The organism is Citrobacter sp. C6_1 (assembly GCF_014596835.2).
Taxonomy (GTDB): domain Bacteria; phylum Pseudomonadota; class Gammaproteobacteria; order Enterobacterales; family Enterobacteriaceae; genus Citrobacter; species Citrobacter pasteurii.
Window position 1 is genome coordinate 3,793,648 of record NZ_CP115031.1, and the last position, 14,157, is coordinate 3,807,804.

Genomic DNA, 14,157 nt, shown 5'->3' on the forward strand with positions numbered 1-14,157 from the left:
CGTTAATTCATAACCGAGTATCCATCATGTCTGAGCCAAAACGGCTGTTCTTTGCCATTGAATTGCCTGCTGAGGTTCGGGAGCAGCTCATCCACTGGCGAGCCGCACAATTTCCACCGGAAGCGGGCCGCCCGGTCGCCGCAGACAATCTGCACCTGACGCTGGCTTTTTTAGGGGATGTGAGTGCCGAGAAACAGAAGGCGCTATCACAACTGGCTGGACGCATTCGCCAGCCAGGTTTTACGCTCAAACTGGATGATGCCGGGCAATGGCTGCGTTCGCGGGTCATATGGTTGGGAATGCGCCAGCCGCCACGCGGGTTATTGCAACTGGCCAATATGCTGCGAGCACAGGCCGCACGCAACGGATGCTACCAAAACCCACAGCCCTTTCACCCGCATATCACGCTCTTGCGCGATGCCAGCCATGCAGTCGCCATCCCGCCCCCCGGTTTTTGCTGGTCATTTCCGGTTACGGAGTTTGCGCTTTATGCCTCGTCATTTGAGCGAGGACGCACTCGCTATTCAATCTTGCAACGCTGGGTGCTGAGCAAATAATCAAGGGTATTATTCATGCAATTTTCTCCCCCTTTACAACGCGCTACGCTAATTCAGCGCTATAAACGTTTTTTAGCGGATGTGATCACACCTGATGGCACAACCTTGACGCTACACTGCCCAAATACCGGCGCGATGACCGGATGCGCAACCCCTGGGGATACCGTCTGGTATTCAACATCAGAAAATATTAAGCGGAAATATCCACATACCTGGGAATTAACGCAAACCGCATCCGATGCATTTATTTGTGTTAACACGCTATGGGCCAATCGCTTAACGAAAGAGGCTATTCAGAATGAGCTCATTGCGGAGCTTTCTGGCTACAGCGTGTTGAAAAGTGAAGTAAAATACGGCGCAGAAGGCAGCCGTATTGATTTTTTGTTACAGGCAGATTCCCGGACTGACTGCTATATTGAAGTAAAATCAGTCACGTTGGCGGAAAAAGAGTATGGTTATTTTCCCGATGCCATAACTGAACGAGGGCAGAAACATCTTCGGGAATTGATGAGCGTAGCGGCTGAAGGTAAACGTGCCGTCATATTTTTCGCGGTACTACATTCAGCCATTACACGGTTTTCACCCGCGCGTCATATCGATGCAAAATATGCGCAGTTATTAGTCGAAGCACAGCTAAAGGGGGTCGAAATTCTGGTTTATAAAGCGGAACTTTCTGCCCATAGTATGACTCTTAAAGAGCCGTTGCCCATTGCCTTGTAATGGTGTAAACAACGGGTTAATTAGTATTCTGGCCGCGTGCGCAAATACGCTTTTCCTCACAGGGTTGTCAAGTGTTACGTATAGATAATTGCTATCCGGAAAAGCATCTGCTATTTATAGCGACCTGATTTTTCCCCCGAACATGGGGATCGATAGTGCGTGTTAAGGAGAAGCAACATGCAAGAAGGGCAAAACCGTAAAACATCGTCCCTGAGTATTCTCGCCATCGCTGGGGTGGAGCCGTACCAGGAGAAACCGGGCGAAGAGTATATGAACGAAGCCCAGCTGTCGCACTTCAGGCGTATTCTTGAAGCATGGCGTAATCAACTCAGGGATGAAGTCGATCGCACTGTGACTCATATGCAGGACGAAGCGGCTAACTTCCCTGATCCGGTTGACCGTGCCGCGCAGGAAGAAGAATTCAGCCTTGAGCTGCGTAACCGTGACCGTGAGCGCAAACTGATCAAAAAGATCGAGAAGACGCTGAAGAAAGTAGAAGACGAAGATTTCGGCTACTGCGAATCATGCGGCGTAGAAATTGGTATTCGTCGTCTGGAAGCCCGTCCAACAGCCGATCTATGCATCGACTGCAAAACGCTGGCAGAAATTCGCGAAAAACAGATGGCGGGTTAATCCCGTAGACTGTTGCATGCCGGGTAGCATTACGCTCATCCGACAGTACCTGGGCGGGAGTTTCTCCCGCCTTATTCTTTTATATTATCCATCGACATGACAGACAAACCCTATATTGGCCGTTTTGCCCCTTCACCTTCTGGTGAACTGCATTTTGGTTCCCTGGTAGCCGCCCTCGGCAGTTATCTGCAGGCCCGTGCACAGCGCGGAATCTGGCGGGTACGCATTGAAGATATCGATCCCCCTCGTGAAGTTCCCGGTGCTGCAGAGACGATTCTGCGTCAGCTGGAACATTACGGGCTGCACTGGGATGGCGAAATCATGTGGCAGTCGCAACGCCATGACGCCTACCGTGAGGCACTGGCCTGGTTACAACAACAAGATTTAAGCTACTACTGTACCTGTACACGCGCCCGTATTCAGAGTATTGGCGGGATTTACGACGGTCATTGCCGTGCGTTACGCCACGGGCCGGAAAATGCAGCGGTACGCATCAAGCAGCAGCATCCCGTTTTACACTTTAACGACCTGTTGCGCGGCAATATTCACACCGACCCAGAGCTTGCACGGGAAGACTTTATTATCCACCGACGCGACGGACTGTTTGCTTATAACCTTGCGGTGGTGGTTGATGACCATTTCCAGGGGGTAACTGAGATTGTACGCGGCGCGGATCTCATCGAACCGACTGTACGCCAAATTTCGTTGTATCAGCAGTTCGGCTGGCAAGTACCGGACTATATTCATCTGCCGTTGGCGCTCAACGAGCAAGGCGCTAAACTTTCTAAGCAGAATCATGCGCCTGCCCTGCCGCAAGGCGATCCACGCCCGGTTCTCATCAACGCGTTGCGCTTCCTCGGTCAGAACACTGTAATACCGTGGCAAGCGCTGAGTGTGGAAGAATTACTGCAAACTGCGGTGCAAAATTGGACGCTTACGACTGTGCCGGGTTCAGTGAATGTAAATCCGGCATTCTCAAATGACTCATGCTGAGCTATGATTAGCCGCGATTTTTACACAGCAACACTTGTTCTGACTGAAGTTTGACACTACCGAGGTGCACTATTTTTACCCGAGTCGCTAATTTTTGCCGCAAGGTGCTAAGCCGTGAGGAGCGCGAGGCCGAGCTTGCCGTCGCCCGTCCGCATATGACGGTAATCCCGCGTGAGCAGCACTCTATCTCCCGCAAAGATATCAGTGAAAATGCCCTGAAGGTAATGTACAGGCTCAATAAAGCCGGATACGAGGCATGGCTGGTAGGCGGTGGCGTACGCGATCTTTTGCTGGGCAAAAAGCCGAAAGATTTTGATGTCACCACCAATGCAACGCCAGATCAGGTGCGAAAACTGTTTCGTAACTGTCGCCTGGTTGGGCGCCGATTCCGTCTGGCCCATGTCATGTTTGGCCCGGAAATTATCGAAGTTGCGACCTTTCGTGGACACCATGAAGGCAGTGAGTCCGATCGCACAACGTCACAGCGCGGGCAAAACGGTATGCTGCTGCGCGACAACATCTTCGGCTCCATCGAAGAAGATGCTCAGCGTCGCGACTTCACGATTAACAGCCTGTATTACAGCGTGGCCGATTTCACCGTGCGTGATTACGTCGGTGGTATGCAGGATCTCGAAGATGGCGTCATCCGCCTGATCGGTAATCCGGAAACGCGCTACCGCGAAGATCCTGTACGTATGCTGCGTGCCGTGCGCTTTGCCGCCAAGCTCGACATGCGTATCAGCCCGGAAACCGCAGAGCCGATCCCACGTCTGGCAACGCTGCTTAATGATATTCCCCCCGCACGCCTGTTTGAAGAAGCGCTCAAACTGTTACAGGCGGGCTATGGGTATGAAACCTATAAAAAACTGCGTGAGTACAGCCTGTTCCAGCCGCTGTTCCCAACCATTACGCGCTATTTCACCGAAGACGGTGACAGCCCGATGGAACGCATCATTGCCCAGGTATTGAAGAACACCGATAACCGCATCAATAATGATATGCGCGTTAACCCGGCGTTCTTGTTCGCCGCCATGTTCTGGTATCCGCTACTGGAAACCGCGCAAAAAATTGCCCAGGAAAGCGGTCTGGCCTATTACGACGCCTTCGCGCTGGCAATGAACGACGTGCTGGATGAAGCCTGTCGTTCACTGGCTATCCCAAAACGCCTGACGTCGCTCACCCGTGATATCTGGCAGCTTCAATTACGCATGTCCCGTCGTCAGGGTAAGCGCGCCTGGAAGCTGATGGAGCATCCAAAATTCCGCGCTGCCTACGACTTGTTGGCCCTGCGTGCCGAAGTGGAAAATAACGCCGAGCTGCAGCGTCTGGCGCAGTGGTGGGGCGAATTCCAGGTGTCGGCGCCGCCTGAGCAAAAAGGCATGCTGAACGAACTCGACGAAGAACCGGAACGCCGCCGCCATCGTCGTCCGCGCAAACGTGCGCCACGTCGCGAGGGTTCCGCGTGACCCTCGCTTATATTGCGCTCGGCAGCAATTTAGCCTCACCTCTGGAGCAGGTTAATGCTGCCGTGCAAGCGATCGGCGACATTCCCGATAGCCGCATCGTCGCCGTTTCCTCGTTTTACCGTACCCCGCCGTTAGGCCCACAGGATCAGCCAGACTACCTGAACGCCGCAGTGGCGCTGGAAACCGCACTCGCGCCCGAAGAATTGCTCAATCATACCCAACGCATTGAGCTGCAGCAGGGACGCGTACGTAAAGCTGAACGTTGGGGGCCACGCACGCTGGACCTTGATATTATGCTGTTTGGTGATGAAGTGATTAACACCGAACGTCTGACCGTGCCGCACTACGACATGAAGAACCGCGGCTTTATGCTGTGGCCACTTTTTGAAATCGCGCCTGAACTGATCTTCCCGGACGGAACCAGCCTGCATCAACGCCTCTCCCAGCTCGGTGCAGCAAAACCTGCACACTGGTAAAATAATTATTCTCCTTTAGCGTTTACAGCTTTCGCGCCAAACGATTGCTTAAATCAATTGCCCCCCTGAATGTGACTGCTAGAATGCCGTTAAATATGACTTTTACCATCAGGAAATGTTATGAAACCGACAACAATCTCATTGCTGCAAAAATACAAGCAAGAGAAGAAACGCTTCGCGACGATTACGGCCTACGACTACAGCTTCGCTAAGTTATTTGCCGATGAAGGCATCAATGTGATGCTGGTTGGCGACTCGCTGGGCATGACCGTTCAGGGCCATGATTCTACCCTCCCCGTCACCGTTGAAGATATCGCCTACCACACCCGCGCAGTGCGTCGCGGCGCCCCCAACTGCCTGCTACTTTCCGATCTCCCGTTTATGGCCTACGCTACGCCAGAACAAACCTTTGCAAACGCGGCGATTGTGATGCGCGCGGGTGCCAATATGGTCAAGATCGAAGGCGGTGCGTGGCTGGTTGATACGGTGAAAATGCTCACCGAACGTGCCGTCCCAGTTTGCGGCCACCTGGGATTGACGCCGCAATCGGTAAATATCTTTGGCGGCTATAAAATTCAGGGTCGCGGCAATGCCGGCGACGTTCTGCTGGAAGATGCGCTGGCGCTGGAAGCCGCTGGCGCTCAGTTGCTGGTACTGGAATGCGTTCCGGTTGAGCTGGCGAAGCGCGTCACCGATGCGTTGTCGATTCCGGTTATCGGTATTGGCGCAGGTAACGTCACTGATGGACAAATCCTCGTCATGCATGATGCCTTTGGCATTACCGGCGGCCATATCCCTAAATTTGCCAAAAATTTCCTCGCTGAAGCGGGCGACATGCGCGCCGCAGTACGGCAGTATATTGCTGAGGTTGAATCCGGCGTCTATCCGGGTGAAGAACACAGTTTCCATTAATTTATCTGCCAGCACGCCATTACGCCGGATGGCGACGCTACGCGCCTTATCCGGCCTACAACTTCACGCGTAGGCCTGATAAGCGAAGCACCATCAGGCATCGTATCTAAGGAGTCTTGTTGTGTTAATTATTGAAACTCTGCCGCTGCTGCGCCAGCACATTCGTCGTCTGCGTCAGGAAGGCAAACGCGTCGCGCTGGTTCCGACAATGGGCAACCTGCACGACGGCCATATGAAGCTGGTTGATGAAGCAAAGGCTCAGGCTGATGTGGTGATCGTCAGTATTTTCGTTAATCCGATGCAGTTTGACCGTGTGGAAGACCTGGCGCGCTATCCGCGCACCCTGCAGGAAGATTGCGAAAAACTGAACAAGCGTAAAGTCGATGTCGTCTTTGCACCGTCAGAGAAAGAAATCTACCCGCAGGGCACGGAAGGTCATACCTATGTAGATGTTCCGGGACTGTCTACCATGCTGGAAGGCGCCAGCCGTCCGGGTCACTTCCGTGGTGTTTCCACTATCGTCAGCAAGCTGTTTAACCTGATCCAGCCAGATATCGCCTGCTTTGGTGAGAAAGATTTCCAGCAACTGGCGCTGATCCGCAAAATGGTTGCGGATATGGGTTATGACATTGAGATCGTCGGCGTACCGATTATTCGCGCCAAAGACGGCTTAGCCCTAAGCTCACGTAACGGCTATCTCACGACAGAGCAGCGTAAAGTCGCCCCTGGCTTGTACAAAGTGATGAGCCGCATTGGCGAAAAATTACAGGCTGGGGAACGCGATCTGGAAGAGATTATCGCCATTGCTGAGCACGAGCTGAATGAAAAAGGCTTCCGCGCCGACGACATTCAGATCCGCGACGCCGACACGCTGCTTGAACTGACTGAAAGCAGTAAACGCGCAGTGATTCTGGTTGCCGCCTGGCTGGGTCAGGCTCGTCTGATCGATAATCAAAGCGTTACATTAGCCCAGTAGACAGGGGTTAAAAATCAGGCAATACTGCCTGAAAATTCTCAAAGCAGGTCAGTAGCACCTGCTTAGCCAAGATAAACGACAGGGTATAGAAGTTATGATTCGCACCATGCTGCAAGGCAAGCTCCACCGTGTAAAAGTCACGCAGGCAGACCTGCACTATGAAGGCTCCTGCGCCATCGACCAGGATTTCCTTGATGCCTCCGGTATTCTGGAAAATGAAGCTATTGATATCTGGAACGTGACCAACGGAAAACGTTTCTCAACCTATGCGATTGCGGCTGAACGCGGCTCCAAAATCATCTCGGTGAACGGTGCGGCAGCGCATTGTGCTGAGGTTGGCGACATTGTGATTATCGCCAGCTTTGTCACTATGTCTGATGAAGAAGCCCGTACATGGCGCCCGAAAGTGGCTTACTTTGAAGGCGACAACGAAATGAAGCGTACCGCTAAAGCCATTCCGGTACAGGTTGCCTGATAGCCCTACCCCTGCGGCTGGTTGCTGATCAGCCGCGACATCGTTTCCAGTGAATCCGTTCTTAAAATATAGAGTCGTTTCAATAAGAACGGATTATCTCCCGGCTTAACCTTCCCTCTCACCGTGGTAACTGCCATGTGGAATCCCGCGTCGCCTGCCGCTTTTACCGCCGTGGCGTTATAACCGCCAAACGGATACGAAAGATACAGGACGTGAGGGTTAAACTGAGACAACGCCCGACGCGAGCGGGCAAAATCGAAAAGAATATTATGATAGCTGCGACTTAGCAGGATCGGCCGGCGATTCGCATCAACCCGATGTAAAAAATGGGTATGCGACTGGAAGTCGAACACGTCCCGGATCTCATTCAGTTCAGAGAGGCTCATAAACTGCAGCGATTTCGGATCCCACTTCTGCGGGTGGCGCTTGATACGTGAGGAGATGATAAACGCCGTGGCCTTCATGCCGTGCTGCTTCAAAATGGGGTAAGCATAACGACTCACCGACTTCAGACCATCATCAAAGGTCAGCACCACCGCCCGCGCCGGGAGGTTCATTTTATTCTGCACGTAGCCTTCCAGTTGATACATCGTCAACGTGGTGTAGCCGCGATCCTGAAGCCAGGCCATCTGGTTACTGAACGCACGCACTGAGGTCGTCGTGGAGGTGTGGCGAAAACGGGTATTCTCTTCATCACGCAGAATATGGTGGTAGGTCAACACGGGAATACCGTGGTCTTCCTGCGCATCCAGCGCACTGATATAGGCCAGCCTGCCACCAATGCGGATCTGAAACCAGGTCTGATTAAGTCGGTCTTTGAGCTTACTAATGATGGGATAACGCAGATTATCCGCCAACACGCCAAACGGGGCGCTACCGACATCCGGAGCGTTATAAACCGGCGTATCTTTCCAGGTTAGCAGTCTTTGGTTGCTGAGCGGCTTGTTGAGGTCGCCTAAACCATCTTCGACTTTCTGCCGCCCCTGGACGGGCTCCAGATGCCCCTTATCAATAAATCCAGTGCCAAAGCCAAAGGGAAATTCGTAATAATCTGCCGCAATGGGCTCAACGGCGAGGATCTGCCCGGCGCGAATATTCCCGACCGTCACCATCTTATTGCCAATCAGTGCCCACACGGCAGCCGCTTCGGTGGTTTGCATATAACGAGCAGGCAACGCCGCAGCAACGCTACCGGAGAACAGGAGTAACAGAACCAACAGAACGCGCATCACCATATGAGATAACCGAGGCGAGAAACCTCGGCTATTGTAGCAAAAGCGCCATCAATACCAATGATTAATACTCATACAAATCATGCTTCAACACGAAGGGGGGATTTTTTTGTTGCTGATGCCAGAGACTGGAGACTTCAGGCCCGCCAAGCGCAACGATGCAATCGCGAAACGCAGAACTGCTCATTGATTCCCGCGACGAAATCATTCGCTCAAGTAATGGATAGCTGATACCGGAAATGACTTCACACTGGGGATGTTTATGGCTCATTAACGAAGCCACGCGGTAAGGCGCAGCCCCGGCCATATCGGTCAGGAATATCACGCCCTCGCCTGAGTCTGTGGCATGCAGGGCATGGCACATCATGCGACTTAGCATGTTTGAGCTGAGACCTCGCCAAAAACTCACCGCCTGACACTGGACCAAAGGACCGTGCTTTTTTTCCAGACGATGCAGCATATCCTGTGCCTTATCGTCATGACAGGTAATTACCCAACCTAGCATCGCCTACCTCCTTAGCAGGCAAGTAGTTTATCAGGGTGATAAATATGTAAGGGTGATAAACATCAAAAGTTTCCTCTCCCGTTCGGGGAGAGGAAAAGGGGTTAGCTGCGCAGTCCGCGCCCGCGCTGAATCAGATACCAGCACAGCAAATAGAACGCAGCGATAAACACCACCAGCACGCCAAACGTGGTGACCAGAGGAACATCGTGAATACCCAGGAAACCGTAGCGGAAACCGCTAATCATGTAGACAATCGGGTTCAGATGCGACAGTCCCTGCCAGAACGGCGGCAGCAGCGTTAACGAATAGAAAACGCCACCCAGATAGGTCAGAGGCGTCAGCACGAAGGTTGGGATCAGACTGATATCGTCAAAGGTCTTGGCGAAGACTGCATTCAACAAACCGGCCAACGAAAACAGCACCGCCGTTAACGCCAGCGTCAGCGCCACGAAGACCCAGGAGTGCACCTGGAACGGCACGAAGAACAGTGAGATAGCCGTGACCAGGATCCCGACGCACAAGCCACGCGCCACGCCGCCGCCGACAAAACCGGCGATGATCACGTGCGTTGGCACCGGGGCGACCAGCAGCTCTTCAATATTACGTTGAAACTTGGCGCTGAAGAATGACGACGCCACGTTAGCGTACGAGTTGGTGATCACCGCCATCATAATCAGCCCCGGCACGATAAACTGCATGTAGCTAAAGCCATGCATTTCACCGATCCGTGAGCCGATCAAATTACCAAAGATAATAAAATAGAGCGTCATGGTGATGACGGGAGGCACCAGGGTTTGCACCCAGATACGCATAAAGCGGTGGATCTCTTTCGCCCAGATGCTTTTCAGCGCGACCCAGTAAAGCTGCATCATGCGCGATCTCCTTGTTTTTCATGAACCAGAGAAACAAACAGCTCTTCCAGCCGGTTCGCCTTGTTCCGCATACTCAATACCTGAATACCCTGAGCGCTCAGCTGCGAGAACACACTGTTCACCCCCTGCTCGCGCAGAACTTCAACTTCCAGCGTTGAGGTATCAACCAGACGGTATTGATAGCCCTCCAGCTTAGGTAGCGGACTTTTCGCCGCCAGATCGAGAATAAACGTCTCAGATTTGAGCTTGGAGAGCAGATTCTTCATCGAGGTATTTTCTACCAGCTCACCGTGCTGAATAATGCCGATATTACGGCACAGCATTTCCGCTTCTTCGAGGTAGTGGGTGGTAAGAATAATCGTCGTACCTTTATCGTTTAAATCCTTCAAAAAGCCCCACATTGAGCGGCGTAATTCAATATCAACACCGGCAGTAGGTTCATCGAGGATAAGCAACTTTGGCTCATGCATCAGCGCGCGAGCAATCATCAGGCGGCGCTTCATCCCGCCGGAAAGCATACGAGCACGCTCGTTGCGTTTTTCCCACAGGTCGAGCTGTTTTAGATAAATTTCACTGCGTTTAACCGCCTCTTTATGCTCAACGCCGTAATATCCCGCCTGATTCACCACGATCTGCTGCACGGTTTCAAACGGGTTAAAGTTGAACTCCTGTGGCACCAGCCCAAGCTGACGCTTGGCGTTAACCGTATCTTTATCAAGATCGAACCCGAAGACGCTCACCCGCCCGGAGGTTTTATTCACCAGCGAGCTGATAATACCGATGGTGGTGGACTTCCCCGCGCCATTGGGACCTAGCAACGCATAGAAATCACCCGCTTCGACTTGCAAATCTATGCCACGTAGCGCCTGAACGCCACCGGGATAGTTTTTTTTAAGTTGTTGAAGTTCCAGAGCAATGGTCATGGTTTTTTACTTACCTTACGTTCTGACATTTTATATATAGTTTAAATAATGCTGGAGTTACCCTATATTAGCCCATCGAATTTATCTGGCTTCGGGTTGTACAACTCCATGAAAGACATAGATACACTCATCAGCAACAATGCACTATGGTCAAAGATGCTGATAGAAGAGGATCCCGGATTTTTTGAAACGCTGACACACGCACAAAATCCGCGTTTTCTATGGATTGGATGTTCTGATAGCCGCGTTCCCGCTGAACGTTTAACCGGTCTTGAACCGGGTGAACTGTTTGTTCACCGTAATGTTGCTAATCTGGTTATTCACACCGACCTGAACTGTCTCTCAGTGGTTCAGTATGCGGTGGATGTGCTGGAAGTGGAACATATTATTATTTGTGGTCACTATGGTTGCGGTGGCGTCCAGGCGGCTATTGAAAATAAAGAACAGGGGCTGATTGATAACTGGTTGCTGCATATCCGCGATATCTGGTTTAAACACAGCTCACTGCTGGGCGAAATGCCGCAGGAACGTCGCATGGACACCCTGTGCGAACTGAATGTCATGGAGCAGGTCTATAACCTGGGCCATTCGACAATCATGCGTTCAGCCTGGAAACGCGGTCAGAAAGTGACGATTCACGGATGGGCTTACGGTATTCATGATGGTCTGCTGCGCGATCTGGACGTCACGGCTACCAGCCGCGAAACACTGGAACAACGCTACCGACAGGGGTTGTCGAACCTCAGCCAGAAACACAGTAACCATAAGTAAGGCGATATTGCCGGGTGGCGGTTACGCCTTACCCGGCCTACAAATCAGCGCCACAGGCCTGATAAGCGAAGCGCCATCAGGCGCTCCAGCCCATTACTCGTCCAGCAACACCACTTTGCCAACATACGGCAGATGGCGATAACGTTGTGCATAGTCAATGCCGTAGCCAACAACGAACTCATCTGGAATGGAGAAACCGATAAACTCGACCGGTACATTCACTTCACGGCGAGAAGGTTTATCCAACAACGTACAAATCGCCAGAGATTTAGGTTCACGCAGGCTCAGGATTTCACGCACTTTTGACAGCGTGTTGCCGGAGTCGATGATGTCTTCAACAATCAGCACGTCTTTGCCACGAATGTCTTCATCCAGGTCTTTGAGGATTTTAACATCACGCGTGGTGGACATTCCGCTGCCGTAGCTGGAGGCGGTCATGAAATCGACTTCGTGGGAGACATGCACTTCACGGCACAGGTCAGCCATAAACATAAATGAACCGCGTAACAGGCCTACCAGCACCATATCACTGCCGCTGTCCTTGTAACGCTCGTTAATCTGACGTCCCAGTTCGGCAATACGCGCTTTGATCTCCGCTTCCGGGATCATGACTTCTACAGTATGTTTCATAAAAGAAATAACTCACTGATTTTTATCAGTTAACACATCATGCAAATCGAAAGAAAGCGCTTACCTTGATACACCGCCGAAGAGACGGTGGCTCGCACTAACCACAAAACTTGCGACAGCATACAAACAATTCAGTGGGTGAAGTATACCAGCAAAGAGACCGCATTCCTCTGATAGTTACTCAGAGAACCTGCGCACGCATTTTAACGCGCTCTGAATACGCGAAAGCCGGGCAACGAACCCGGCTTTTAGCGTGAGCAAAATCGGACTTTTTCAGGTCAGAACGTTTCCCAATGTTGATCCTGGGTAGTAGAGACAACGCGCTCCTTGCGTGGAGCGTCCTGCGGTGGTTTTCGAGCCCCACTCACCGCCTTCTCGCGGGTAATACGAAATACCGCAACGGCCTGCCGCAACTGCTCGGCCTGTTGCTCCAGAGAGGCCGCCGCCGCCGCAGACTCCTCCACCAGCGCGGCGTTTTGCTGGGTAACGCTGTCCATCTGCGAAACCGCGAGGCTAACCTGTTCAATCCCCCGACTCTGCTCTTCAGAAGCAGACGCAATTTCGCCCATGATATCGGTCACACGGGTCACCGCCGCGACAATTTCTGCCATGGTTTTACCGGCATCCGAAACCTGCTGCGATCCCATGCCTACACAGTGGGTTGAATTATCAATCAGCGCTTTGATCTCTTTTGCTGCCTGGGCACTACGGCTTGCCAGAGTCCGGACTTCACCTGCCACAACCGCAAAACCGCGCCCCTGCTCTCCGGCTCTGGCCGCTTCTACCGCGGCGTTCAGCGCCAGAATGTTGGTCTGGAATGCAATACTGTCGATAACGTTCGTGATCTGCGCGATTTGCTGCGAACTGTCCGCTATTTCACTCATCGTATGAACAACGGTATCAACAACACGACCACCGCGAGCGGCAGTATCAGAGGCGTTTTTCGCCAATTGGGTTGCCTGTTTCGCATTGTCCGTATTCTGCTTCACTGTCGCAGTCAACTGCTCCATGCTGGCGGCAGTTTCCTCAAGCGAGGCCGCCTGCTGCTCGGTGCGCGAAGAAAGGTCGTTGTTGCCCGAGGATATTTCAGCGGCTCCGGTATGAATTGACTCCGAGCTATTGCGTACGGCAGTGACTGTCGAAATCAGCGACTGTTGCATCTCTTCCAACCCCATCGCCAGTCGGCCCATTTCGTTGCGACCTTCAACATTGAGCTTATGGGTTAAGTCTCCACCGGTAATGACGCGAATATGCTCCATAATCTGCGCCAGCGGTTTAAGCAGGATGTGTTGCAACCCGCTCCAGATCATGCCCAGAACGATCAGCACAACCAGAACGATGCCTCCCAGTGTCCACTGCATACGGGAAAAACTGAGCTGATTTTCCGCAGCAGCGTGCTGCAGCAGCGCATTATTCTCGTTTCGCCAGTGATCATAGCTCGCTTCCATCTCATCCTGCGCTTTTTGAGCATCAAGATCGCCATAAGCCTGATAGTTATTCGCTCGCAGATACTCAATCGATAATTTCATCACTTCGTGCATCTGGCGATACTGCTTTTCCATTTCACTGGCGATCTGCGGATCCTGCCCTGTAACCTGTGGTAATCCCTGATACTGGGCGAAATAGCCTTCGGCCTTCTTCATTGAATCACTGGCGGTATTGAGCAGCGTGTTGATCGCGGCCAACGAGGCGGGATCGCGCTGATTTTTTAAAAAGCGGATGGCGACGCGCGTCACCGTAACACGGGTTTTAATCAACGTATTGACGCTGTCACTCAGATTTTCTTGCTGAGCGTTGAGGGTGCCTGAGTTCTGGAAATTATGCCTGTCATTGTTTACCGCAGAATAAAACAGGCTTCCCGTAACGGCCTGCAGTAAACAGAAAATGGCGAGAACCAGCAGGATACCGGTAATAACACGAATATTTTTAATCACGTTTTTCATCCATTGAACTCACATTGGGTACATGATGATTATCGGCCCCAAAGGCGATTACTTTATGTTCAATGGCAGAATA

Annotated in this window: 16 protein-coding genes; 10 read left to right on the forward strand and 6 right to left on the reverse strand. The window is 52.1% G+C overall.

From position 1 onward, the window contains the following. Positions 1–26 precede the first annotated feature (26 nt). The 9 genes from thpR (at position 27) to panD (ending at position 7,208) form a co-directional block, all read left to right on the forward strand. On the forward strand, positions 27–557 hold the full coding sequence (gene thpR, locus IB196_RS18270; RefSeq protein ID WP_005124715.1) for an RNA 2',3'-cyclic phosphodiesterase: 531 nt from the start codon (positions 27–29) through the stop codon (positions 555–557). Between the two features lie 15 nt (positions 558–572). Continuing rightward, positions 573–1,277 (forward strand): DNA/RNA nuclease SfsA, encoded by a 705-nt coding sequence (gene sfsA, locus IB196_RS18275; protein ID WP_005124714.1) that lies wholly within the window; start codon positions 573–575, stop codon positions 1,275–1,277. Positions 1,278–1,454: 177 nt separating this feature from the next. Then, on the forward strand, positions 1,455–1,910 hold the full coding sequence (gene dksA, locus IB196_RS18280; RefSeq protein ID WP_003829221.1) for an RNA polymerase-binding protein DksA: 456 nt from the start codon (positions 1,455–1,457) through the stop codon (positions 1,908–1,910). A 96-nt stretch (positions 1,911–2,006) separates the two neighbouring features. Further along, a complete protein-coding gene (gluQRS, locus tag IB196_RS18285) occupies positions 2,007–2,903 on the forward strand; it encodes a tRNA glutamyl-Q(34) synthetase GluQRS (RefSeq protein ID WP_005124711.1) in 897 nt (298 codons plus the stop codon). A 71-nt stretch (positions 2,904–2,974) separates the two neighbouring features. After that, a complete protein-coding gene (gene pcnB, locus IB196_RS18290) occupies positions 2,975–4,369 on the forward strand; it encodes a polynucleotide adenylyltransferase PcnB (RefSeq protein WP_209442480.1) in 1,395 nt (464 codons plus the stop codon). Next, positions 4,366–4,845, forward strand: coding sequence for a 2-amino-4-hydroxy-6-hydroxymethyldihydropteridine diphosphokinase (gene folK, locus IB196_RS18295; protein WP_005124708.1), 480 nt, complete (start codon positions 4,366–4,368; stop codon positions 4,843–4,845). The genes pcnB and folK overlap by 4 nt, the downstream gene beginning before the upstream one ends. A 120-nt stretch (positions 4,846–4,965) precedes the next feature. Further along, entirely contained in the window at positions 4,966–5,757 is a 792-nt protein-coding gene (gene panB, locus IB196_RS18300; protein ID WP_005124707.1) for a 3-methyl-2-oxobutanoate hydroxymethyltransferase, read from the forward strand. Positions 5,758–5,878: 121 nt separating this feature from the next. Then, positions 5,879–6,733: a pantoate--beta-alanine ligase gene (panC, locus tag IB196_RS18305; RefSeq protein ID WP_005124706.1), complete on the forward strand. Its 855-nt coding sequence runs from the start codon at positions 5,879–5,881 to the stop codon at positions 6,731–6,733. Between the two features lie 94 nt (positions 6,734–6,827). Next, positions 6,828–7,208, forward strand: coding sequence for an aspartate 1-decarboxylase (gene panD / locus IB196_RS18310; protein ID WP_023178331.1), 381 nt, complete (start codon positions 6,828–6,830; stop codon positions 7,206–7,208). Between the two features lie 5 nt (positions 7,209–7,213). Here the strand turns inward: panD and IB196_RS18315 are convergent, their stop codons facing one another. The 4 genes from IB196_RS18315 to IB196_RS18330 all read right to left on the reverse strand — a co-directional run bounded on the left by IB196_RS18315 (position 7,214) and on the right by IB196_RS18330 (position 10,740). Continuing rightward, positions 7,214–8,443: a polysaccharide deacetylase family protein gene (locus IB196_RS18315; protein ID WP_149691220.1), complete on the reverse strand. Its 1,230-nt coding sequence runs from the start codon at positions 8,441–8,443 to the stop codon at positions 7,214–7,216. 61 nt (positions 8,444–8,504) lie between these two features. Further along, the gene (locus IB196_RS18320) at positions 8,505–8,945 is read right to left on the reverse strand and encodes a PTS sugar transporter subunit IIA (protein WP_005124701.1); all 441 of its coding nucleotides are present in this window, start codon (positions 8,943–8,945) and stop codon (positions 8,505–8,507) included. 101 nt (positions 8,946–9,046) lie between these two features. Then, positions 9,047–9,817: an ABC transporter permease gene (locus IB196_RS18325; RefSeq protein ID WP_005124698.1), complete on the reverse strand. Its 771-nt coding sequence runs from the start codon at positions 9,815–9,817 to the stop codon at positions 9,047–9,049. Continuing rightward, positions 9,814–10,740 carry an ABC transporter ATP-binding protein gene (locus tag IB196_RS18330; protein ID WP_188232466.1) on the reverse strand — a complete coding sequence of 309 codons (927 nt, stop codon included), beginning with the start codon at positions 10,738–10,740 and terminating at the stop codon, positions 9,814–9,816. The genes IB196_RS18325 and IB196_RS18330 overlap by 4 nt, the downstream gene beginning before the upstream one ends. A gap of 108 nt (positions 10,741–10,848) precedes the next feature. Here IB196_RS18330 and can point away from each other — a divergent pair, with 108 nt between their 5' ends. Further along, complete coding sequence (gene can / locus IB196_RS18335; RefSeq protein ID WP_008786227.1) at positions 10,849–11,511, forward strand: carbonate dehydratase; 663 nt, start codon at positions 10,849–10,851, stop codon at positions 11,509–11,511. A 93-nt stretch (positions 11,512–11,604) separates the two neighbouring features. On the opposite strand, the gene hpt is transcribed toward can, so the two are convergent. Next, the gene (hpt, locus tag IB196_RS18340) at positions 11,605–12,141 is read right to left on the reverse strand and encodes a hypoxanthine phosphoribosyltransferase (protein ID WP_003018658.1); all 537 of its coding nucleotides are present in this window, start codon (positions 12,139–12,141) and stop codon (positions 11,605–11,607) included. A gap of 278 nt (positions 12,142–12,419) precedes the next feature. Beyond that, positions 12,420–14,075: a methyl-accepting chemotaxis protein gene (locus tag IB196_RS18345; RefSeq protein WP_040230043.1), complete on the reverse strand. Its 1,656-nt coding sequence runs from the start codon at positions 14,073–14,075 to the stop codon at positions 12,420–12,422. Positions 14,076–14,157 lie beyond the last annotated feature (82 nt).